Here is a 20,821-nt window from a genome sequence, read left to right on the forward strand (position 1 = left end):
TTGGCCCTAAACCTTCAAGCTCAAGGAAGACTGCGTATTCTGCGTTTTGCCGGACGCGTCGTAAAAGGTATTTCGGCCAGTGAAGGCTTCCAGGGCGTCCAGGTTTTGCTGGGTGTCGGCCAAAAAGGTATCCACCAAAATGCGGTTGTTGTCGCTGGCGTTGCGTACTTTCTCGCTCAGTTCGATCAGTTGGTCCAGCTCGTGTTCCAGTTCGTCTTCTTCGGCGGCATAGCGCAGGCCCTGGATGTTGTTTTCCAGCTCGCGCTCTTGCAGGAGCTGGGCGCGAGCCTGGTCCTGTTGCTCGATACGTTCAACCAGCTGATATTTGCGCAGGGTGATCTGGGCCAGTTCTTGTGGCTCGAAGCTGCGCAGCAGCAGGGTGTTTTCTTCTGCCAGTAGCTGCTCGAAGTCCAGCAGGGTTTGGCGTTGATCGGCAAGACAGGTTTGCAAAGACATGGCCGTTTCAGGTGAGTTACTTGAGAAGATCGCGCACAGAGGCAATCAGGGAGTCGGCGATCCGACTGGTGTCAATTTTGAGCTCGCCAGCTGCAATGGCCTCGCGCAAGGCCTCGACTTTTTTCATGTCGACATCGGCACTGCTGTCTTGCAGGGAATTGAGCTGGCGGGCTGCAGCGCTGAAGTCCACTTCGTTGGTGCTGCTGCTGTTGTTGTTGTACGCGTGGCGCGCACGAGGGGATGCCGTGCTGCGTTCTGCGGCAGACGTTTCAGCAAGGGGTGTCTTGAGGGGGGAGGGGCTGATCTTCACGTGTTTCTCCGTGCGGCCTGTTCTTTGCGTTGATCTTGTAACGGCGCTCTGGACGCAAACTTTAGCATGCTCATCCGATTTAGTTTAGAGAACGACCTGAACCGTGGATGCATCCAGTACCGTGGCGGAAATCACTTGCCCCGAACTGGCCTTGATCTGAATCTGGGTGCCTGGTGAGCCGCTTTGCAGCGCCTGGCCCTCGCCGGTCGCTACAAAACCCATACCGCGCGCAATGGTGCGCACCATCTGGCCGCGTGTTACCGACTGCGGGTCGCGCAGAGCCGAAGCCCGTATCGCATTGCCCAAAGGAATACGCTGGCTGGCGACATACCCGATGATCTGGTTGGGATCAATGACCACGCCATTGGCCAGAGCCAGCAAATCCCCCTCGCGCTCGAGCAGATCGTCCTGATGAATGGTCTCGCCCGGATTGATGCGGCGGTTGGTGACGTAATAGTGTCCCTGAATAGACAAGGTGGCGCTGATGGAGGTGCTCCAGCTTTGTGGGCTCAGGCAGCGCACGCCAATACTCATGCGCGATCGCAGGCGTTGACCGCTGGGCAGAAATATCTGGTTCTGGGTGCAGGCAGGCATGGCGTTCAGGCGCGCGCTGTCCAGGGTGATCGTGGCGATACCGGGATACATCTGCGCCAGCTTGAGCAGATAGTCCTGCGCCTGGTCCTGCATGGCTTGCACGCTCAGCGCCTGAACGCTCTCTTGAGCGCGCACGTTCGCTGTTGCACCCAGGGCGAACAGGCATACGCAGATCAGGAGTCTATATAAGGTCATGACTGAATTTTACGGACTCAGTCGTCAGGTCAAGAGCTGAACTGGCCGATAAATTGCGTTTTGTTCCCTGATTTGTGAAGCAGTGCCTCTGGCTACCATTCTGTTATGGCGGTGAAAAGGCGTGCGCGCGTTCACCTGGATCTCAAACTTGAACACAGAATATTGGCTTGACTCCATGATTGATCGCATCGGTGAGCACCTGAAGTTTTACCAGACGGCCCTGGCTGTGCGCCAGGAGCGCCAGGAGGTGCTGGCCTCCAATATTGCCAATGCCGACACGCCTAACTACAAGGCCAGGGATATGGACTTTACGGCCACCTTGAAGGCCGCTTTAGGGGGGCAGGGCCAGATGGCATTGCCCAATACCAGTTTGTCCTTGACCTCGACCCGTCATATTCCCGCCCAGGCAACCCGTCCGCCCAGCACGGACGAGTTGCTCTATCGCGTTCCTGTACAACCTTCTCTGGACGGCAACACGGTCGAGATGGATGTGGAGCGCATGCAATTTGCCGATAACACCTTGCACTATCAAAGCACGATCAACCTGGCTTCCCAGCGCTTGAAAGGCTTGATGGCGGCCTTGCAACAGTAATAGCGAGTCTTCATGTCCAGTTTCAGTATTTTCCAGATTGCCGGTTCTGCTCTGACGGCACAATCGCAGCGCTTGAACGTGTCGGCCAGCAACCTGGCTAACGCCGATAGCGTGGTTGGACCCGATGGCCAGCCCTACAAGGCCCGCCAAGTGGTGTTTCAAATGACTCCTCAGGGCAACAGCCCCGTGGGTGGCGTGCAAGTGGTGGGTGTGCAGGAAAGTGATGCGCCCGGCCGTTTGCAATATGACCCCGGCAATCCCTACGCCGACGAACAAGGCTATGTGACTCTGCCCAATGTGGATGTGGTGGCCGAGACCGTCAATATGCTGGCTGCGTCGCGCTCCTATCAGGCCAATGTGGAAGTGGTGAACACCTCCAAGAACCTGATGTTGCGCACCTTGACCATTGGTCAGTAAGCCGGTTTACGGAAGATAGAACATGAGCACAGTCAATAATGATCGCACCGCCCTGGACCCCACTGCAGGGACCATGGCTGGTGTGGATGCCCGCAACAAAAGCGCCATGGCGGAAACGGAAGACCGCTTTCTGACCATGCTGATTACGCAGCTGCGTAATCAGGACCCGCTCAACCCCATGGATAACGCCCAGGTCACGACCCAGATGGCGCAAATGTCCACGGTGGCGGGGATTCAGCAATTGAATAACACCTTGCTGGCTGTGGCCGGGCAAATGGACGTCAGTCAGTCCATGCAGGCCGCCAATCTGATTGGCAAGCAAGTGCTGGTGCCGGGCTCGAAAGTGTCCCTGGGGACCAGCCAGGATGGCGAAAAAGTGGCCATGCCCTACGGCATTGATCTGGTCAGCGGAGCGACTTCGACCGTGGTTCAGATCAAGGACAGCAGCGGCAAAGTGGTTCGTGAATACGATCTGGGCGCCAAAGACGCGGGCGTGTACTCGCTGGAGTGGGACGGCCTGGATAACGATGGTTCACCGCTGGCCGACGGTTCGTACACCGTCAGTGTCTTGGCCAGTAATGACGGCACGGCCGTCACAGCCAGCCCATTGACGCATGGCAAGGTCGATAGCGTGGCTTACACCTCCAGCGGTTTGATGCTGGACCTTGGCCTGGCGGGTTCGTTCTCCCTGCTGGATATACGCAAAATCATGTAAGCGCCGCTTGCCCCAACAGCGGGCTGGGCCAACACGACATTAAAAGGAAAGTTCATGAGCTTCGGACAAGGATTGAGTGGCTTGAACGCCGCCTCCCAAAACCTGGATTCTATTGGTAATAACATCGCCAACTCGGGCACGGTGGGCTACAAGGCCTCGACCGTGCAGTTTGCGGACGTGTATGCCAACTCGCGCATCGGTCTGGGTGTGCAGGTGTCGCGGGTCAGCCAGCGTTTCTCGGTAGGTAACGTCAGCAACTCGGGTAACCAGTTCGATATGGCGATTGACGGTGCAAACGGTTTGTTCCGCCTGGAGCAAAGTAACGGCGCTGTCCTGTTCTCGCGCAATGGCCAGTTCTATCCGGACAAGGCGGGCTATCTGGTTAATGCCCAAGGTCATTACCTGACCGGTTACGGCCCAGGTGGTAGCCAGCTGGAGCGCTTGCAAGTGCCTTCGGCCAACGTGCCTCCCAAAGCCACGACAGCCCTGGATTTCAAGCCCAACCTGCCCGGCGGTGCCGAAGCAATTCCAACGACCAAAACACAGCAAAAAGTGGATGCCAACGGTGATCTGGTATTCAAGCCCAAACTGGATGCCAACGGTAATCCTGAAATGACTCCCAAGCTGGACGGTAATGGTGATCCCGTTCTGGATGGCAGCGGTAACCCCGTCATGGAGCCCGTGATGGAACCAGACATGGAAACCGTTGCGGTCAATGTGTTTGATCCCAAAGACCCCACGACTTACAGCAACGCATTCAGCTACTCTGTCTACGATTCGCTGGGTAACAGCCACGAGGTTTCCCAATACTTCGTCAAGCGCCCCGCCAATGCGGCCGGTGAGAGTGTGTGGGACGTGTATTACATGGAAGGCAGCACGCCCTTGTCGCCTGCCAGCGCGACCTTGACCTTTAACGGTGCAGGTGTGATGACCAGCCCCAATCCGGCTACCGTCAATCTGACCCTGGCCAATCCGGGCGGCAATGCGTCGCCAGCGGATGATCTGGTGTTTGATGTGCGTTACACCGGCACCACCCAGTTCGGTGGCGAGTTTGCCAAGGGCAAGCCTTACCAGGATGGTTACGCCACGGGTGAGTACGCTGGCATGAGCATCGACAAGGACGGCACCATGATTGCCTCCTACACCAACGGTGTAACGCAGCGTCTGGGTTCCCTTGTTCTGGCTGACTTCAGCAACCTGCAAGGTCTGAGCCCTGTAGGCGGTAACGCCTGGGCTGAAACCGGCGCATCGGGCCAGCCTATCCTGGGTCGTCCCGGCGAGAACGGCTTGGCCACGATCAAGGGTCAGGCGGTGGAAGATTCCAACGTGGATATGGGTCAGGAACTGGTCAATATGATTATTGCCCAGCGTACCTACCAGGCGAATGCCCAGACCATCAAGACGCAGGATCAGGTTCTGCAAACCCTGGTCAACCTGCGTTAAGAGCTGTCATGGATCGCCTGATTTACACCGCCATGAATGGCGCCCAGCGCACGCTGGAGCAACAAGACGTCATTACCAACAACCTGGCCAACGTGAACACGTCCGGTTTTCGCCAGCAGCTGGCGTATTACCGTTCCGTGCCCGTCACAAGCGATGTGGGTTCGCAAACCCGCGTAGGCACGGCCACAGTGACGCCAGGCAGCCGTTTTCAACCTGGCGCCATGGCCGAGACCGGCAATGCGCTGGATGTGGCCATTGCGGGCGAGGGCTGGTTTGCCGTTCGTGCGCTGGATGGTCAGGAAGCCTATACGCGGGCAGGCGATCTGGTGGTCAATGCCCAGAATCAGCTGGTGACACAAGGTGGCTTGCCCGTGCTCAGCGCCGATGGGCAGGTCATTGAAATCCCGGATCGCGGATCGATCACGTTCTCCAGCGACGGTCAGTTGACCGCGCTGGGTGCGGGTGACAACCCACGCGATATCCAGGTGATGGGGCAATTGAAAATGGTCAATCCCCCTTCTGCTGATTTGTTGCGGGGGCAGGATGGTTTGTTTCGCATGAGCAATGGCGCGCCGGCCCCGGTTGATCCGTCGGTACGCATGGTTTCGGGCTTTATCGAGAAAAGCAATGTGAACCCGGCTGAAGCGATGGTGGCCATGATTGCCAATGCGCGCCGCTTTGAAACCCAGATGAAGGTCATCCAGGACGCCAGCGCACGCGAAGATCGGGCCAACTCCCTACTTTCTTTTAATGGCTAAGCCGCGCTGATTGCGCAGGCGCTAGCTGCAAGGATTACACACACATGATTCGCTCTCTGTGGATTGCCAAGACCGGTCTGGAAGCCCAGCAGACCAATATGGACGTTATCTCCAATAACTTGGCCAACGTGAATACCACCGGCTTCAAACGTACACGCGCTATGTTTGAAGACTTGATGTACCAAACCATTCGTCAGCCTGGCGCTCAGGTGGGGGCTGCCAACCAACTGCCCACTGGCCTGCAGGTAGGGACCGGTGTGCGTACTGTGGCAACCGCGCGTATCCATACCCAAGGTGATATGAAACACACTGGCCACAACATGGATATAGCTATTCGGGGCAGCGGTTTCCTGCAAGTGGAAATGCCCGATGGCACCTTTGCCTATACGCGTGATGGTAGTTTGCAACGCGACCAGAATGGGCAGTTAACGACCGCTGGTGGTTACCCTATTCAGCCACCTATCAATATCCCGGATAACGCGTTGGAGTTGACGATTGCCCCGGATGGTACGGTGTCGGTGACTCAGCCTGGGGCTGCTGGCACTAGCGTAGAGGTGGGACAGCTGCAACTGAGCACCTTTGTTAATCCGGCTGGTTTGCAAAGCATGGGTGAGAACTTGTACATCGAAACCGATGCCTCGGGTGCCGCCAATTTCCTGCAGCCTGGCATGGACGGTGCTGGTCTGGTCATGCACAAGTACAACGAAACCTCCAACGTCAACGTGGCCGAGGAGCTGGTCAATATGATCACTGCTCAGCGTGCTTACGAAATCAACAGCAAGGCCGTTTCCACGGCTGACCAGATGCTGGCTCGCCTGACACAGCTGTAAATCTAAAGAGATCGTGACAATGTTCCAAGCTCTGAAGAGCCGTCTTGCCTTGTGTGCGCTTGTAGCCCTGTCCGGTTGTGCGCTGGTGCCCCCTGAAGATGTGGTAACCGGCCCCCTGACGGCGGCCCCGCCACCGGCGGTGCCTGCCGCCGTGGTGGCCAATGGCTCTATCTACCAGCCCTCGGCTTACGGTAACTATCCGCTGTTTGAAGACAGACGACCACGTAATGTGGGCGACATTGTCACGATCATGATCCAGGAGCGGACCAACGCGGCCAAGAATGTCTCGACCAATACGGATCGGACCGGAAGCGGTGGTCTGGACTTTACCGGCGTTCCAGCTTTCCTGCCTAACGAAGTGGGTAGCAAGCAGAACTTTGAAGTCAGTGGCTCGAACAAGGCTCAGGGCAAGGGTTCCAGCCGTGCCGACAATACTTTTAGCGGCACCTTGACGACCACCGTGGTCGGCGTTTTGCCTAACGGCAATTTGCAGGTGGCCGGTGAGAAGCAGATCGCCATTAACCGTGGCAGCGAGCACATCCGCTTTTCTGGTGTGGTGGACCCACGCTCCATTACTGGCAGCAATACGGTGTCTTCCACCCAGGTGGCCGATGCCCGTATCGAGTTTCGTAGCAAAGGGGTTATGGACGAAGTCCAGACCATGGGTTGGCTACAGCGTTTTTTCCTGAATATTTCTCCGTTCTGAGCCTTTTGCTTGCTATGGCGTTTTCCATGAGTCGTACTCGTTTTTCTTCTTATCGCCAAGTGCTACAAGCCGCCATGTTGGCGGCGGGCCTGTTGCTGGCTCCGGTCAGCCAGGCCGAGCGTATCAAGGATCTGGCATCCATTCAGGGCGTGCGAGACAACCCGCTGATCGGCTACGGTCTGGTCGTGGGTCTGGATGGCAGCGGTGACCAGGTGCGTCAGGCTCCTTTCACCCAGCAAAGCTTGACCAATATGCTGTCCCAGTTGGGGGTGACCATTCCCCAGGGCAGCAATATGCAGCTCAAGAACGTGGCGGCTGTCATGGTGACGGCCCGTTTACCCGCCTTTGCCCGTCCTGGTCAGGCCGTGGATGTGGTCGTGTCCTCCATGGGTAATGCCAAGAGTTTGCGTGGCGGGACCTTGTTGATGACGCCCTTGAAAGGTGCGAACGGTCAGGTCTATGCCATTGCCCAAGGCAACTTGCTGGTGGGTGGGGCAGGGGCCGAAGCAGGTGGTTCCAGCGTACAGGTCAACCAGCTCAATGGCGGCACCATTCCAGGCGGCGCAACGGTCGAGCAAAGCGTACCCACGACTTACGCTCGGGATGGCGTGATCAATCTGGAAATGAATTCCTCGGATTTCGGTACAGCCCAGAACGTGGTGGCGGCCCTGAACAAGCAGTTCGGCCCTTCAACTGCAACAGCGCTGGATGGTCGCTTGATTCAGGTGCGCGGTCCCTTGGACCCCCAGGCTCAAACCGCCTTTATTTCGCATGTTGAAAACCTGCAAGTGAATCTGCCACCGGCACGTGCTCGCGTGGTGATCAATGCTCGTACCGGCTCGGTGGTCATGAACCGCACGGTCACGATTGATGAAGCCGCCATTGCCTACGGCAATCTGTCCGTGGTCATCAGCCGTCAACCGCAGGTCAGCCAGCCGGATACTCCTTTTGGTGGTGGTCAGACCGTAGTGGCTGACAGCACCCAGATTGAAATGCGCAGTGATAGCGGCTCCCTGCAACGCGTAAAGACCAGTGCCAATCTGGCCGATGTGGTGCGCGCTTTGAACGCTTTGGGTGCCACCCCTCAAGACTTGTTGTCCATCTTGCAGAACCTGAAAAGCGCGGGCGCTTTGCGGGCCGATTTGGAGATCATCTAATGACGGTGCAGTACTTCCCACGTCCGGGCACGGGAACGCAGGTTTCGATGTTTGACCCCCAGCAGCTGGCCCAACTGCGTCGGCAAGCCGGGCAGGACGGTCAGAATCAGGCCACCCAGCTGCAAGTGGCGCGTCAGTTCGAGTCCCTGTTCATTCAAAATATTTTGAAGCAGGCACGGGCTGCCAATCCCGAAGGCGGCTTGTTTGATACGCAGTCGGTGCGCATGGCGCAAAGTCTGGGTGATGAGCAACTGGCCATGCAGTTGGCTGACCCCGGCATTGGTTTGGCCAAAGCCTTGCAGGCCCAGATGAGCGGGCAGAACAGCGAGCCATTTGGTGTCGCGTCCCATGATCCGGAGGCGGCCCCTTCGCGTCGGGCGGATTTGCGTTCGCGCATGCCTAATGACCGTTCCATTGATGCAGCATCGATTGCCGAGCTGATCGACAAGCTCAGCAATAACAGTACGGTGCAGCGTGTGTACTCGTCGATTCAGGGCGCGCCCAATCATATTCGCCAGTTTGTGGACCGCATGAACACGGCCGCCAAAGTGGCTGCCGAGGACAGTGGCGTCCCGGCCCAACTGATCTTGAGCCAGGCGGCGCTGGAGTCGGGCTGGGGCAAGCGTGAAATCATGCACGCAGATGGCTCCACCAGCCATAACCTGTTTGGTATCAAGGCTACGCCGTCCTGGAAGGGCAAAACGGTGGACGTCATGACGACGGAGTATCAGAACGGCGTGGCGCGCAAAATGACGCAGACCTTCCGTGCGTATGACTCCTATGCCGAGTCGTTTGCGGACTACGCGCGCCTGATCGGTAATAACAAACGCTATGAAAGCGTAAAACAAGCGGCTTCGCCTCAAGAAGCGGCGCAACGCATTCAGGAAGCGGGCTACGCCACCGACCCCTCCTACGCCAAAAAGCTGATCTCCATCATGGCCTACTTTGATGGCGGCAAGTCTTAATTATTGATACAGGTCTAAATATTGCACCAAGGTGGTCGTTAAAAAGCAGCATGTTCATTTTTCGCCTTGGACACTACGGGCCGGGCAGGACAGAAAGGATTTGATATGAATCTCGCCAACCTTGGTATTACCGGCTTGTTTGCCGCTCAAAAGCGCATGCAGGTGACGGGCCACAATATTAATAATATCGATACCGCTGGCTATAACCGCCAATCGGTCCTGGTTGAGACGGCTGGCTCGGTAGGAAGCGGCAATGGCTATTACGGCCGTGGCGTGCAGGTGGTTACCGTTCAGCGCTCCTACGACAACTTTCTGTATCAGCAGTTGGTGCGCTCGCAAACTACCGGTGCGGCTCTGGTTAGCTACGGTACGGAAATTGCCCAGCTGGACAATCTGTTTTCGGACCGCACGGTCGGCGTCAGCCCCGCCTTGCAAAACTTTTTCAATGGTCTGGAAGCCGTGGCATCGCAACCTGCGGATCCTTCGGCTCGCCAGGAACTGCTGGGCCGTGCAGAAAGCCTGGCTACCCAGATTCGTGACGCGACATCCTACATGAACCGCGTCAACGAGAACATCAATACCCAGGTCGGTACCACCGTTACCCAGATCAACAGCTATCTGGAACGGATTGATAACGTCAACAAACAGATCGTTGCTGCCAAAGGCACCACGCCCGGTCACGAACCCAATGACTTGCTGGACCAGCGCGAACAGCTGGTGTCCGAGCTGGGGCAACTGATTGATGTGCGTACCGTCGAGCAGGATGGACGGATGAGCATCACCACCGCTGGCGGCCAGATGCTGCTGGGTGGCGAGAGTATTTACCCCTTGCACGCCGTGCGTTCGGCTGAAAACCCCGAGCGTATGGTGGTCGGCTTTACCTCCGCACTGAATGTGGACGGCAAGATGGTGGTGTCCGAGTTCCGCGAGGGCACCATTAAAGGCGGCACCTTGGGGGGCTTGTTGCAGTTCCGTCAGGAAAGCCTGGAGCCGGCTATCAATGCGCTGGGGCGTTTGGCTGTGGGTCTGGCTCACACGGTGAACGATATTCACCGTCAAGGTGTGGACCTGAAGGGTGAGGCGGGCAAAGACATGTTCAGCGTCAGCGGCCCGAAAGTGATTGCCAATGGCAATAACCCGGTCAGCAGCGGTGTGCCTGGTGTGTCTTTCTACAAAGACCCTGTTGATCCGGCTGATCCCAGCAAGGGCTACACCCAGCCAGTCGACAAGCTGACGGGCGACAACTACCGCATCGAGCGCGTGGATGGTCGTTTCCAGCTGCGTAACTTAAGCAGCAACGACGTTACCCCCTTGAACGGTCCGGACAAGAACGGTGGCATTACCCGGGTGGATGGTCTGGAAATTGATGTCTCCGGCTTGAAGACCCAATCTCAGGATGGCGACTCCTGGTTGCTGCAGCCCACCGTCAATGCAGGCAGCAGCTTGCAGGTGGAGATCAAGCGTCCACAGGATATTGCTGCAGCCGACAAAGACACCGGCTCGGCTAACGGTGCCATCGCCCAGAAACTGGCGGACTTGCGCAATAGCAAGGTGCTGGCCGACGGCTCTTTGAGCCTGAACGATTCTTTTGGTCAGATCGTGAACCGTATTGCGGTGCAAACGCAGCAAAACGGCACGGCGGCCAAAGCCCAGTTAAAGCTGATCGAGCAAAACTATGCCGCTCAGCAAACCTTGTCCGGCGTGAACAAGGACGAGGAATACATCATGCTCCAGCGTTATCAGGAGCAGTATCAGGCCGCTGCCCGTCTGATTGACGTCAGCTCCCAGATGTTTGACACCCTTTTAGGCCTGCGTAGTTGAGTACGGCTCTTTAGTCTTGAAATTGGAACCTTGCTATGCGTATCAGTTCTTCTCTTTTCTTTCAGACGGGCCTGACTTCGATCAACAAGCAGCAGTCCGATCTGATGCGGGTTTTTCAGCAAATGGGCTCGCAAAAGCGCATGATCACCCCATCGGATGATCCGCTGGCCTCGGCCCAGACCATTAATCTGGCCCAGTCCCAGGCCATGGACAAGCGTTACGGTGAAAACCGTGAAGTGGCCATGCGTGCCCTGGGGGAGGAAGAAAACCTGCTCAATGCCGTCAACCTGCAGTTGCAAGGCGTGCAGACCCGTCTGGTGGAAGCCTCTACCGGCACCATGTCCGACGCGGATCGCAGCACCTTGGCCACGGTGGTGGAAAGTGCGCTGGATACTCTGTTTGGCTTTGCCAATACCAAGGATGGTTCGGGGCAATACCTGTTCTCCGGTGCCAAGGGCACGACACAGGCCTTCGAGCGTACGGGCAATACCTTCAGCTACACGGGCGACACCAACAGCCGCAATATTCAGGTTGAGCAAACTCGTCAAATGGATTCGGCAGATCATGGCCGCACCATTTTCGAGCGCGCCAATCCCGGCTCGACCGCCTATTTCACCCAGGCCAATGCCAATACGGGCTCGGCTGTAGTCAGTGCTCCGAATGGCAATTCCTCGCTGGCTGGTGCCGAAGCCCATTACACCATTCGCTTTACTTCGGAAACCGAGTACGACATCGAAGTGAATGGCGCGGTTGTCAGCCAGGGCGTACTGGACGAAAACGAGCGTCAACGCATTAATTTGCCCGGTGGAGTCAGCGTCCAGATCGAAGGCAAGCCTGCCGTCGGTGACAGTTTCGAGGTCAGCTCGGTAGACAGCACCAGCTCGGCAGACATGAACATGTTCAACACCTTGCAATCGGTGGTTGAGGCCCTGCGTAAACCTGTCAGTGGCGATCCCGCTGGGCAGGCAGAGTTCCGCAACGCGATGAACTCGGCCATGCAACGTATCGGGGAAAACTTCGATAACGTGCAGACCGTGATTTCCTCGGTGGGTACGCGCATGAACGAGATTGATGCCTTGAGCGCCAACGGCGCGGCTCGTGCTTTGAACTACACCAATGAACTCTCGCGTCTGGAGGATCTGAATATTTTTCAGGCTTCCACCGATCTGGAGTTGCGCAAGGCTGCGCTGGAAATGTCGGCCATGGCGTTCCAGACGATTCAGAGCATGAGCTTGTTCAATATGAATCGCTAAGCCTGCGTTCCTTTTTTGGGTGGTTTTTCCTTAAACCGGCAGTCAAGCACCACGTGCGGGAATCTTCTATGCTTTTTAAGAATTTGAGTCTAAAGGTCGGCATGACCTTTTGTATTGCTGCTCTGATGGCATTGACAGTGGCCATGGCAGGTTGGGCGCTGTATTACTTTCATGGCCTGCTGGCCCTGGGTTCGGGCGACAAAGTCTTGCGCACCCTGCAAGAGCAGCAGAGCACGTTCAATATCGTCCTGACCGTTGTGCTGGTGCTGGCCGTGCTGCTGGGCCTGGCCGCGATCAGCTACTTCTTCCGTCGTGTGGTGCGTCCCTTGGGCGACTTTGCTGCGTACTTTGATGCAATTGCCAAAGGCGATCTGACTCAACGTATTCGCGTGCTGACCGCCAATGAAATCGGTGATCTGTTCGAGTCGCTGGGTCGCATGCAGGAATCCCTGGTCAAGACCACCACGACGGTACGTCTGGGCCTGGAAGAGATCCATGCCGGTGCGCAGGAAATTGCCCAGGGCAATACCAATATCAGCAGCCGTACCGAAGAGCAGGCCGCTTCCTTGCAGCAGACCGCTGCCAGCATGGAGCAGTTGGCCGGCACTGTTCGTCAGAACGCAGACAACGCCCAGCAAGCCAACCAGTTGGCCGCCACGGCATCGGATGTGGCTCATCGTGGTGGTAGTGCCGTCAATGAAGTGGTTGCAACCATGCAAGGCATTTCGGCCAGCTCCAACAAGATTTCCGACATTGTGGGCGTGATCGACAGCATTGCGTTCCAGACCAATATTCTGGCTTTGAACGCGGCTGTGGAAGCCGCTCGCGCAGGGGAACAGGGCAAGGGTTTTGCGGTGGTGGCCGCTGAGGTGCGAGCCCTGGCTCAGCGCAGTGCCCAGGCCGCGCGTGAAATTACCGCCTTGATCGAAGACTCGGTGCGCAAAGTGACGGAAGGTTCCTCGCAAGTGGAACGTGCCGGCGCCACCATGCAGGAAATTGTGGATTCCGTGCGTCGCGTGACCGACATCATGGGTGAGATTACCGCTGCCACGATTGAACAGTCCTCCGGGATTGATCAGGTGAATCGCGCAGTCTCGCAAATGGATGAAACAACGCAGTACAACGCCCGTCTGGTGGAGCAGGCCGCTCTGGCATCCTCTGGCCTGAGCGAGCAGGTGACCAAGGTCAACCAGGCCATCGCGTTCTTCCGTTCGCCCGGTACGGAAGTCATTGACGTCAGCGCGCGCCGTGTGGCCAACCGCCGCAGTGTGGCCGCTGCCTCCTCTGAAACAGAACACCGTCGCAGCCCCGCCTTGAACGGCAGTGCCGCGGCCACCAAAGCGAGCCCCGCCACCAAAGGCTTGTCGGCGCCTGCCAAGGCTGCACCGGCCGCCAAGGCTACCGCTGCCCAGGATGATAGCCAGCGCCTGCTGCGCCCGGACCTGAGCAAAAGCAGCAGCGCTGCTTCGGATGATGATTGGGAGGAGTTTTAATGTCTCGCACCCGACTGAGTACCTGGGTCGGGCTGGGACGTAAGACGCTGATAGGCTTGTGCTTGCTTACCCTGGCTGCGTGTGCCACCCAGGGTTCCTCCTTCAAGGCCTCGGGGTTGAATGATCTGATCCTGGGCCAAAGTACTCGTGCCGATGCCGAGCTGTCCTTGCAAGGTCGTCCTCATCAGGTCTACCGACAGCTCGATGGCAGTGAAATGGCCGTGTGGTTCCAGGGCACAACCCTGGCAACGGATGCGGTCTATTTTCGACAGGAACTGTGGCTTCAATTTGATGCCCAGGGGCGTTTCCAGCAAGTGGTCAAACGCAGTCATATTCCTTCCATGTATCGCGAGCAAGCGCGTAGTACCACGACAGGCTCGGTCACGATTGAGCACCCTGGCACGGACATGATCACCATCTTGCCGGTCAGCCACTAGAGTTTTCTTTGGATTTAGCAAATGCTGGGTATTGAAAGCAGTCTTCCGTCCGCGTCCCGCGCTTCTAAACGTCGTTCCTCAAAATCATTTCGCCCCAGTCTGAAGTCCGCTTCGGGCCTGAAGATCAGCACCATGCTGATGATCTGCATGGGCTTGTTCATGGTCCTGATTGTGGCCGTGGGCGGCCTGGCGGCTTACTACCTGCAGCAAAGCGGCGATGCGCTGCGTACCATCAATCGTCAGGCAGATCGTTCCGTACAGATTCTGCAGCTCAATAACAATATGATGGAAGCGCGCCTTAGCTTGATGAGCGCAGCGCGCTTTTATCAGGAAGCTGGCATCGATAACGACGCCAATATGCTGCAAAGTGCAGACAATCTGGTGATTATGGCCAACCAGAAGCTGGATGAGGTACGCAAGGCCTTTGCGGATATCCGTGCCAATATGCCTACCGAACCGGAGCTGCGCCGACTGGCCATGGGCTTGGTGGCTTCCTACCAGGCGTATCTGGACGATGGCATTGAGCCTATGGTTCAGGCCCTGGAGACACGCGATTACAGCACTTTTTACTTCGTCAGCGAAGGTTTTGGTGTGCTGCGTGCGGCCACTTTCCAGTTCCGTATTGAAGAGTTGAGCAAGTTCTACAACGATCAGACGGATTTGCTGCTGGAACAAGCTCAATTGCAAACCCGCGTTGCCAATAGCGCGATTGGTTTGGGCTTGCTGATTGGCTTGGCCATTATTGTGGCGCTGCGCCTGGTGCTGGGTCGTACCGCTTTGGCTCCCCTGCGTGAAGCCGGTGTGCATTTTGACCATATTGCCAATGGCGATCTGACCAAGAAGATTACCTATCGTTCGGCCAATGAAGTCGGTGTTTTGTATGATGCCATGCGCCGCATGCAGCAAAGCTTGCAAGGCATTGTGCTGACCGTTCGCCAAGGTGTGGACGAAATTGCTTCAGGTTCCTCGCAGATTTTTGCAGGCAATACCGACTTGAGTTCCCGTACCGAACAACAAGCCGCCGCCTTGCAGGAAACGGCGGCCAGTCTGGAAGAATTGGCCAGCACGGTGCGCCAGAACGCAGACAATGCTCATCAGGCAGACCAGCTGGCTCATAACGCCGCCAAGGTTGCTCGCCAGGGTGGGGAGTCGGTCGGTGCCGTGGTCAATACCATGAACCAGATCTCTGCGCGTTCCGGCCAAGTGGCAGACATCGTTAACGTGATTGACGGTATTGCTTTCCAAACCAATATTCTGGCTTTGAACGCCGCCGTGGAAGCCGCCCGTGCCGGTGAGCAGGGCAAGGGCTTTGCGGTGGTAGCGGGCGAAGTACGCAGCCTGGCGCAGCGCAGCGCGCAAGCGGCCAAGGAAATCAAGGGCCTGATTGAAGCCTCGCAAAATGAAGTCCAGACCGGCACACAGCAAGTGGCCAGCGCGGGCGACATTATTCAGGAAGTGGTGCGCGCGGTAAATAGCGTGACCACCTTGATGAGCGAGATTTCCTCGGCCTCTCAAGAGCAAACGGCGGGTATCGAACAGATCAATACTGCCGTGGCACAAATGGATGCTGTGGTGCAGCAAAATGCCTCGCTGGTGGAAGAGGCGGCTGCAGCAGCAGGCTCTTTGCAGTCTCAATCCGAGACCCTGGCCGAGGCGGTCTCCCAATTCAAGGTCCAGGAAGGCGATGTCATCGATATGGCCGAGCGCGACTACGATCGTTTGCGTTAAGCGCTTTGAGGGGAAAAAAAGGCGCATGCCTATAGTTGAAATCCCCTAGAAAAACAGGGTCCGCGAGGGCCATGCTGCATGGCACAATAATTCTTTGCCTATAGCCAGCAGAGACGCCCATGTCCTTCGCGATTCCCGGTGAATCCGTGGCCAAGACGGCGGTGCGCCAAAAGGCGCCCGGCATCTTGGCCTGGTTGATTGCTTACCCGCCTTTCGATCAGATGCAGGCGCAGCATTGCGATTACCTGATCGAGCATAGCGAGCTACGGTTTTTTTCAGCCGGACAGGTGCTGTTGGAAGAAGGCGCACGTGTTGACCAGCTCTGCCTTGTTCGCCAAGGTCAGATCTCCAGCCAGGAACACGGTGAAACTCACGAGTATGTGGAAGGGGATCTTCTGCCCGTGCGTGAACTGGTCTCGGGTCAGGCTCTGGACAGTGATTACCTGGTGCAGGAAGACTGCTTTACCTTGTGCGTGGCTGGTGAAGCCGTTGCCCATCTGCTGACCATCAGCGAGCCTTTTCGGGATTACTGCTTGCGTGGTGCCAGCAGCCTGCTGGCCTCGGTCTGGCGCAGTGCCCAGAAAAGTGCCAGCGCCGACCTGGGTGCCAGCTACACGCTGGACATGAGTCTGCAAGCCCTGACAGAACGCGGTTTGCTCAGCTGTTTGCCGGATTGTCCGGTCGAGCAGGCGGTCAAGGATATGCACGAGCGTCAGGTCAGCAGCATGGTGGTGGTCAATCCGGACCAGCATTTGTTGGGCATCTTCACCTTGCGAGACTTGCGCCGTTTGGTAGCTGGTGGTCAATACGATCCGACCCAGGCCATGTCTCAAGTCATGACACCGGACCCGGTCTGGCTGGCTCCCCAATCCTCGGCCTTTGATGCGGCTTTGCTGATGGTAGAGCATCAGATCGGCCATATCTGCCTGGTTCAAGACCATAAAGTCGTGGGCATGGTGTCCGAGCGTGATGTGTTCTCCTTGCAGCGCGTGGATCTGGTGCATTTGTCGCGTGCCTTGCGCTGTGCCCAGGACGTGTCCGTGCTGGTACGTCTGCAGTCCGATATTGGTCGGCTGGTGGATGCCATGCTGGCTCACGGTGCGCGTTCTGAACAGCTGACTGCGGTGATTACGCGTTTGAATGATCACACGGTTCAGCGCACGATTGAATTAAGCTTGCCCGGCTCCGGGCTGGATGGCATCGAGTTCTGCTGGCTGGCTTTTGGTAGTCAGGCCCGTGGCGAGCAAACCCGTCATACCGATCAGGACAACGGCATTTTGTTTGCCGCCCATTCGCCCGAACAGGCCCAAGCCCATCGCGCCTTGCTCCTGCCTTTTGCGCGTCGGGTGAACGAGGCCCTGGACCGTTGCGGGATGGCCTGGTGCACTGGCAATATCATGGCCAGCAATCCTGACCTCTGCCTGTCTGAAGCCGAATGGCTGCATCGTTTCCAGATCATGATTGAACGGCCTGCGCCCGAGCAATTGCTGGAGTCCACGATTTACTTTGACTGCCGCGCCATCTGGGGCCAGAGCAGTATGCTGCAACGCATGCAGCGCCGGGTACTGGGCATGGTGAACGATAACCCTGTGTTCCAGCGCATGCTGGCTCAAAGTACCTGTCAGACCCGTATTCCCAGCGGTAAAAAGCGCAGTCGTCTGGAAGCGCTGATGGGGCAGGGCGATGACAAGCTGGACATCAAGAAACAGGCCTTGGCACCGATGGTGGATGTGCTGCGGGTGCTGGCCCTGGCGCATGGTTGCGAACTGGCCTCGTCCATGGACAGGCTGGCCGTGCTGACTCAGCGCGGTGTCTTCACAGACGAGGAGTCGGAGGGCCTGTGCGAGGCCTACCGCTATTTGCAATTGCTGCGCTTGCAACATCACCAAACCCAGTTGCAGCAGGGGCAGGAGCCCAACAATCTGGTGCGTTTGAGTACTTTAGGTGCACTGGATGCACGTGTCTTGCGTGAAGCCTTGTCGCAAGTGCGCCGTGCCCAACGTATTCTGGCTTTCCGGTATCGCTTATGAAACTGCTTTCCTGGCTACCTTGGCGTAAATCTTCTTTTGCCGCACGCAGTCCGTCCTTGTCCTGGAGTGGGGTGGACGAACTGGCTTTGGACGAAGCGGCCTTTACGGTGCTGGATCTGGAAACCAGTGGTCTGGAGCCCAAGCGCCACCATATCGTTCAGATGGGTGCGGTCCGCCTGGAAAACGGTTCGATTGCCTTGGGCAATATCTGGTCCGGTCTGGTTCGCACTCAGGGCGAGCGCAGCCCTGATAGCTTATTGATTCATGAGATCAGCCCGCAACAACAGGAAGAAGGCGAGCCACTACCCCAGCTGATGCGGGACTTTGCCCGCTATTCCGAAAATACGGTATGGGTCGCCTGGGATGCCGACTTTGATCTGGCGTTTCTGGACCGTGCCTGGCCGAAGGCGGGCCTGGAACAGGCCCGGCCTTTGGCTTTGGATTTGGCTGAACTGGCTGCGTGTGTATTGCCCGACTGGCGTGGTCGTCGTCTGGGCCTGGACGATTGCCTGAAATATTGTGGCCTGCCGGTAAGTGACCGCCATGATGCGTTGGGAGATGCCCTGGTCAGTGCACAGTTGATGCAATTACTGATTGGGCGCGCCAAGCAAAAAGGCATCCTGACCATAGGCCAGGCTCGGCGCTTGATGCAATCGCACAAGCAGCGGCAGGCGCACGCGTTTTAAGAGCCTGCCAGCCCCAGCGCGACCCGCATCATGGCTTCGTAGCCGGAGTTGAATAGCTGGGTCAGGAAGGGCGTGGTTTGAGGGACGACCACGGTCAGCAAGGTCAGGCCGATTGTCAGCGTAATTGGGAAACCCACAGCAAAAATCGTCAATTGCTGGGCGGTACGGTTCAAGATCCCGAAGGCCAGGTTAATGGTCAGCAGCACAATAATCAGTGGCAGGGCCAGCAACATGCCTGACACCCACAATTCGCTGCTCCAATCGAGCAAGGCACCCCAGCCATTGATGTTCAGGTCCGCGCCGATGGGCAGCACATGGAAGGTGCGCACCAGCACACCCAGCAAGAGCAGGTGGCCGTTCAGGGCCAGAAAGGTCAGCACCGCAATCACGTTCAACAGCCGCGACAGCACGGCCGTATTCGCGCCGGTAGCGGGGTCAAAGAATGAGGCAAAAGACAGGCCCATTTGCAGGCCGATAAACTCGCCCGCTGTCTGTACCGCTGCAAACACGATGCGCATGGTCAAACCCAGCGCGACACCGATGAACACTTGCTGCGCGGCAATCAACAGAGCCTCGTAAGAGGCTGTGGGCAGATCGGGTAGAGGCGGTAGCGAGGGCGCGACAATCAGGGTCAGGATAAAGCCCAGGCCTATTTTGGCCCGCTTGGGGATGGCGGATTCGCTAAAAAAGGGAACGGTAGCCAGGGTGGCCAGAATACGGATGAAGGGCCACAGAAAGGCGTTGAGCCAAGCATAGAGCTGGGCGGAGTTCAGGTCGAGCACGGCACGCCTAGGGCCTGTTCAGTGGGCAAGGCATGGCACTTTGCCCGTCACGGATTTGCGTACTCACGGAAGGCTCCTTGTCGCGCTGGCCGGTCTTAGTTGACCAGCCCGGGAATGCCACGCAACAGGCCCTGCATGTAGTCGACCATATTGTTGATCAACCAGGGGCCCAGCAGCACCACCGTAATGCCCATGGCCAGCAGCTTGGGGATGAAAGACAGCGTCATCTCGTTGATCTGGGTGGCTGCCTGGAAAATACTGATGCCCAGACCCACCACCAGCACCACGATCAACATGGGACCGGCCATGGACAAGGCCAGTTTCAAGGCGGTGTAGGTCATGGACATGACGGTTTCGGGAGTCATCACAGTCCTTTATTGGTAGAAGCTGCGGGCCAGGGAACCCAGCAGCAGATGCCAGCCATCGGCCAGCACAAACAGCATGAGCTTGAAGGGCAGCGAGATGGTCACGGGTGGGACCATCATCATCCCCAGGGACATCAGGACGCTGGCAATCACCAGGTCAATGATCAGAAAGGGGATAAAAATCGTAAAGCCGATCTGGAAGGCGGTTTTCAGCTCGCTGGTTACAAAAGCCGGCACCAGTACGCGCAAGGGGACATCTTCCGGGGATTCCAGTTCTGCCACGCCCGCCATATCGCCAAACAGCTTCAAGTCCGCTTCGCGGGTCTGGTGCAGCATGAAGGTTTTCAGGGGCTGGGCGCCTTGCTCCAGTGCAGTTTCAAAGCTGATCTTGTTTTCTGACAAGGGCTTGTAGGCGTCCTGATACACCTGATCAAACACCGGTGACATCACAAAGAAAGTCAGAAACAGGGCCAGGCCCACCAGCACGGTGTTGGGCGGCGCTGTACCGGTACCCATGGCATTGCGCAGCAGCCCCAGCACGATGATGACGCGGGTAAAGCCGGTCATCATCAGCAAGGCCGCTGGCAGGAAGGACATCATGGTCAGCATGGCCAGCGTCTGGATGCTGAGTGACCAGGTTTGCGAGCCGTTCGGGCCTGCTGTGCTGGTAATGGCCGGAACAGCCTGGGCCCAGGCCTCGGAAGGCAGGAGCAGGCTGATCAGGGCCAGAAGCAGCATCAGGCCGATTCGCTGGGCGGGAGAGAGGAGTGCGGTCATGATGCTGTCAGCGGGGCGCACGGTGCTGGTCCAGATGGGCCTGGAAGTCCGGCTCGGAGCCAGCGGGCGTTGTGGTGTGCAGCAGGCTGATCTGCTGAGGGGTGATGCCAATCAGAATTTCGCGGTCATCAATCTGGACCAAGGCCACGCTGCTGCGCGGCCCCAGGCGTTGATTGTCCAGAATCTTGATGCGTTGCTGGTTTTTGTTTTTCAGCAGCCCGCCTCGGCGGGCAACCCAGGCTGCCGCCAGAATCAGGCCTACAACCAGCAGCAGGCTGAGCATGATTCTGACGAGCTGGGCTTGTTCCATG

At 57.5% G+C, this 20,821-nt stretch carries 23 protein-coding genes; 16 read left to right on the top strand and 7 right to left on the bottom strand.

Going from position 1 to position 20,821, the window contains the following annotated elements; genetic code table 11:
* Nucleotides 1–6 precede the first annotated feature (6 nt).
* From flgN to flgA, 3 genes are all read right to left on the bottom strand, one after another.
* The gene (flgN, locus tag NIZ92_RS06110) at nucleotides 7–456 is read right to left on the bottom strand and encodes a flagellar export chaperone FlgN (protein ID WP_254002858.1); all 450 of its coding nucleotides are present in this window, start codon (nucleotides 454–456) and stop codon (nucleotides 7–9) included.
* Nucleotides 457–472: 16 nt separating this feature from the next.
* Nucleotides 473–766, bottom strand: a complete 294-nt coding sequence (gene flgM / locus NIZ92_RS06115) for a flagellar biosynthesis anti-sigma factor FlgM (protein ID WP_254002859.1) — start codon at nucleotides 764–766, stop codon at nucleotides 473–475.
* 84 nt (nucleotides 767–850) lie between these two features.
* Nucleotides 851–1,555, bottom strand: a complete 705-nt coding sequence (gene flgA / locus NIZ92_RS06120) for a flagellar basal body P-ring formation chaperone FlgA (protein ID WP_247965763.1) — start codon at nucleotides 1,553–1,555, stop codon at nucleotides 851–853.
* Nucleotides 1,556–1,730: 175 nt separating this feature from the next.
* Here flgA and flgB point away from each other — a divergent pair, with 175 nt between their 5' ends.
* The 16 genes from flgB (at nucleotide 1,731) to NIZ92_RS06200 (ending at nucleotide 18,586) form a co-directional block, all read left to right on the top strand.
* Entirely contained in the window at nucleotides 1,731–2,147 is a 417-nt protein-coding gene (flgB, locus tag NIZ92_RS06125; protein ID WP_115634908.1) for a flagellar basal body rod protein FlgB, read from the top strand.
* A 12-nt stretch (nucleotides 2,148–2,159) separates the two neighbouring features.
* Nucleotides 2,160–2,564, top strand: coding sequence for a flagellar basal body rod protein FlgC (flgC, locus tag NIZ92_RS06130; protein ID WP_009458120.1), 405 nt, complete (start codon nucleotides 2,160–2,162; stop codon nucleotides 2,562–2,564).
* Nucleotides 2,565–2,586: 22 nt separating this feature from the next.
* Entirely contained in the window at nucleotides 2,587–3,279 is a 693-nt protein-coding gene (locus NIZ92_RS06135) for a flagellar hook capping FlgD N-terminal domain-containing protein (protein WP_035269042.1), read from the top strand.
* Nucleotides 3,280–3,333: 54 nt separating this feature from the next.
* Nucleotides 3,334–4,722, top strand: a complete 1,389-nt coding sequence (locus NIZ92_RS06140; protein ID WP_009458116.1) for a flagellar hook protein FlgE — start codon at nucleotides 3,334–3,336, stop codon at nucleotides 4,720–4,722.
* Nucleotides 4,723–4,730: 8 nt separating this feature from the next.
* Nucleotides 4,731–5,480, top strand: a complete 750-nt coding sequence (gene flgF, locus NIZ92_RS06145; RefSeq protein ID WP_035269047.1) for a flagellar basal-body rod protein FlgF — start codon at nucleotides 4,731–4,733, stop codon at nucleotides 5,478–5,480.
* Between the two features lie 44 nt (nucleotides 5,481–5,524).
* Complete coding sequence (gene flgG / locus NIZ92_RS06150; protein WP_035269048.1) at nucleotides 5,525–6,310, top strand: flagellar basal-body rod protein FlgG; 786 nt, start codon at nucleotides 5,525–5,527, stop codon at nucleotides 6,308–6,310.
* A gap of 19 nt (nucleotides 6,311–6,329) precedes the next feature.
* Entirely contained in the window at nucleotides 6,330–7,016 is a 687-nt protein-coding gene (locus tag NIZ92_RS06155) for a flagellar basal body L-ring protein FlgH (protein WP_254002860.1), read from the top strand.
* Nucleotides 7,017–7,090: 74 nt separating this feature from the next.
* Nucleotides 7,091–8,173, top strand: coding sequence for a flagellar basal body P-ring protein FlgI (locus NIZ92_RS06160; RefSeq protein ID WP_161808935.1), 1,083 nt, complete (start codon nucleotides 7,091–7,093; stop codon nucleotides 8,171–8,173).
* On the top strand, nucleotides 8,173–9,138 hold the full coding sequence (flgJ, locus tag NIZ92_RS06165) for a flagellar assembly peptidoglycan hydrolase FlgJ (RefSeq protein ID WP_254002861.1): 966 nt from the start codon (nucleotides 8,173–8,175) through the stop codon (nucleotides 9,136–9,138). Before NIZ92_RS06160 ends, flgJ begins: the two co-directional genes overlap by 1 nt.
* 105 nt (nucleotides 9,139–9,243) lie before the next feature.
* A complete protein-coding gene (flgK, locus tag NIZ92_RS06170; RefSeq protein WP_009458104.1) occupies nucleotides 9,244–10,959 on the top strand; it encodes a flagellar hook-associated protein FlgK in 1,716 nt (571 codons plus the stop codon).
* A 35-nt stretch (nucleotides 10,960–10,994) separates the two neighbouring features.
* Nucleotides 10,995–12,212, top strand: a complete 1,218-nt coding sequence (gene flgL / locus NIZ92_RS06175; protein ID WP_083053885.1) for a flagellar hook-associated protein FlgL — start codon at nucleotides 10,995–10,997, stop codon at nucleotides 12,210–12,212.
* A 68-nt stretch (nucleotides 12,213–12,280) separates the two neighbouring features.
* Nucleotides 12,281–13,705 (top strand): methyl-accepting chemotaxis protein, encoded by a 1,425-nt coding sequence (locus tag NIZ92_RS06180; protein ID WP_274382993.1) that lies wholly within the window; start codon nucleotides 12,281–12,283, stop codon nucleotides 13,703–13,705.
* Nucleotides 13,705–14,142, top strand: a complete 438-nt coding sequence (locus NIZ92_RS06185) for a hypothetical protein (protein ID WP_035269056.1) — start codon at nucleotides 13,705–13,707, stop codon at nucleotides 14,140–14,142. The genes NIZ92_RS06180 and NIZ92_RS06185 overlap by 1 nt, the downstream gene beginning before the upstream one ends.
* A gap of 21 nt (nucleotides 14,143–14,163) precedes the next feature.
* Nucleotides 14,164–15,870, top strand: coding sequence for a methyl-accepting chemotaxis protein (locus tag NIZ92_RS06190; RefSeq protein ID WP_083053884.1), 1,707 nt, complete (start codon nucleotides 14,164–14,166; stop codon nucleotides 15,868–15,870).
* 119 nt (nucleotides 15,871–15,989) lie between these two features.
* Entirely contained in the window at nucleotides 15,990–17,900 is a 1,911-nt protein-coding gene (locus NIZ92_RS06195) for a DUF294 nucleotidyltransferase-like domain-containing protein (RefSeq protein WP_254002862.1), read from the top strand.
* On the top strand, nucleotides 17,897–18,586 hold the full coding sequence (locus NIZ92_RS06200; protein ID WP_115634924.1) for a PolC-type DNA polymerase III: 690 nt from the start codon (nucleotides 17,897–17,899) through the stop codon (nucleotides 18,584–18,586). Before NIZ92_RS06195 ends, NIZ92_RS06200 begins: the two co-directional genes overlap by 4 nt.
* Here the strand turns inward: NIZ92_RS06200 and fliR are convergent.
* The 4 genes from fliR to fliO all read right to left on the bottom strand — a co-directional run bounded on the left by fliR (nucleotide 18,583) and on the right by fliO (nucleotide 20,820).
* Entirely contained in the window at nucleotides 18,583–19,368 is a 786-nt protein-coding gene (gene fliR, locus NIZ92_RS06205) for a flagellar biosynthetic protein FliR (RefSeq protein WP_254002863.1), read from the bottom strand. The genes NIZ92_RS06200 and fliR overlap by 4 nt on opposite strands.
* A 95-nt stretch (nucleotides 19,369–19,463) precedes the next feature.
* Nucleotides 19,464–19,733, bottom strand: coding sequence for a flagellar biosynthesis protein FliQ (fliQ, locus tag NIZ92_RS06210; RefSeq protein WP_003804652.1), 270 nt, complete (start codon nucleotides 19,731–19,733; stop codon nucleotides 19,464–19,466).
* A 9-nt stretch (nucleotides 19,734–19,742) separates the two neighbouring features.
* Complete coding sequence (fliP, locus tag NIZ92_RS06215; protein WP_226349341.1) at nucleotides 19,743–20,471, bottom strand: flagellar type III secretion system pore protein FliP; 729 nt, start codon at nucleotides 20,469–20,471, stop codon at nucleotides 19,743–19,745.
* A 46-nt stretch (nucleotides 20,472–20,517) separates the two neighbouring features.
* The gene (fliO, locus tag NIZ92_RS06220; RefSeq protein WP_226349335.1) at nucleotides 20,518–20,820 is read right to left on the bottom strand and encodes a flagellar biosynthetic protein FliO; all 303 of its coding nucleotides are present in this window, start codon (nucleotides 20,818–20,820) and stop codon (nucleotides 20,518–20,520) included.
* Between the last annotated feature and the right edge of the window lies 1 nt (nucleotide 20,821).

The sequence above is a fragment of the Alcaligenes sp. 1735tsa3 genome (assembly GCF_024134565.1).
GTDB classification, from domain to species: Bacteria; Pseudomonadota; Gammaproteobacteria; order Burkholderiales; family Burkholderiaceae_B; genus Alcaligenes; species Alcaligenes phenolicus.

Excerpts from the sequence above, each read along its gene's own strand:
- flgN (WP_254002858.1), bottom strand. The coding sequence starts at position 456 with ATGTCTTTGCAAACCTGTCTTGCCGATCAACGCCAAACCCTGCTGGAC.
- flgA (WP_247965763.1), bottom strand. The coding sequence starts at position 1,555 with ATGACCTTATATAGACTCCTGATCTGCGTATGCCTGTTCGCCCTGGGT.
- flgB (WP_115634908.1), top strand. The coding sequence starts at position 1,731 with ATGATTGATCGCATCGGTGAGCACCTGAAGTTTTACCAGACGGCCCTG.
- flgC (WP_009458120.1), top strand. The coding sequence starts at position 2,160 with ATGTCCAGTTTCAGTATTTTCCAGATTGCCGGTTCTGCTCTGACGGCA.
- NIZ92_RS06135 (WP_035269042.1), top strand. The coding sequence starts at position 2,587 with ATGAGCACAGTCAATAATGATCGCACCGCCCTGGACCCCACTGCAGGG.
- NIZ92_RS06140 (WP_009458116.1), top strand. The coding sequence starts at position 3,334 with ATGAGCTTCGGACAAGGATTGAGTGGCTTGAACGCCGCCTCCCAAAAC.
- flgF (WP_035269047.1), top strand. The coding sequence starts at position 4,731 with ATGGATCGCCTGATTTACACCGCCATGAATGGCGCCCAGCGCACGCTG.
- flgG (WP_035269048.1), top strand. The coding sequence starts at position 5,525 with ATGATTCGCTCTCTGTGGATTGCCAAGACCGGTCTGGAAGCCCAGCAG.
- NIZ92_RS06155 (WP_254002860.1), top strand. The coding sequence starts at position 6,330 with ATGTTCCAAGCTCTGAAGAGCCGTCTTGCCTTGTGTGCGCTTGTAGCC.
- NIZ92_RS06160 (WP_161808935.1), top strand. The coding sequence starts at position 7,091 with ATGTTGGCGGCGGGCCTGTTGCTGGCTCCGGTCAGCCAGGCCGAGCGT.
- flgJ (WP_254002861.1), top strand. The coding sequence starts at position 8,173 with ATGACGGTGCAGTACTTCCCACGTCCGGGCACGGGAACGCAGGTTTCG.
- flgK (WP_009458104.1), top strand. The coding sequence starts at position 9,244 with ATGAATCTCGCCAACCTTGGTATTACCGGCTTGTTTGCCGCTCAAAAG.
- flgL (WP_083053885.1), top strand. The coding sequence starts at position 10,995 with ATGCGTATCAGTTCTTCTCTTTTCTTTCAGACGGGCCTGACTTCGATC.
- NIZ92_RS06180 (WP_274382993.1), top strand. The coding sequence starts at position 12,281 with ATGCTTTTTAAGAATTTGAGTCTAAAGGTCGGCATGACCTTTTGTATT.
- NIZ92_RS06185 (WP_035269056.1), top strand. The coding sequence starts at position 13,705 with ATGTCTCGCACCCGACTGAGTACCTGGGTCGGGCTGGGACGTAAGACG.
- NIZ92_RS06190 (WP_083053884.1), top strand. The coding sequence starts at position 14,164 with ATGCTGGGTATTGAAAGCAGTCTTCCGTCCGCGTCCCGCGCTTCTAAA.
- NIZ92_RS06195 (WP_254002862.1), top strand. The coding sequence starts at position 15,990 with ATGTCCTTCGCGATTCCCGGTGAATCCGTGGCCAAGACGGCGGTGCGC.
- NIZ92_RS06200 (WP_115634924.1), top strand. The coding sequence starts at position 17,897 with ATGAAACTGCTTTCCTGGCTACCTTGGCGTAAATCTTCTTTTGCCGCA.
- fliQ (WP_003804652.1), bottom strand. The coding sequence starts at position 19,733 with ATGACTCCCGAAACCGTCATGTCCATGACCTACACCGCCTTGAAACTG.
- fliP (WP_226349341.1), bottom strand. The coding sequence starts at position 20,471 with ATGCTGCTTCTGGCCCTGATCAGCCTGCTCCTGCCTTCCGAGGCCTGG.
- fliO (WP_226349335.1), bottom strand. The coding sequence starts at position 20,820 with ATGGAACAAGCCCAGCTCGTCAGAATCATGCTCAGCCTGCTGCTGGTT.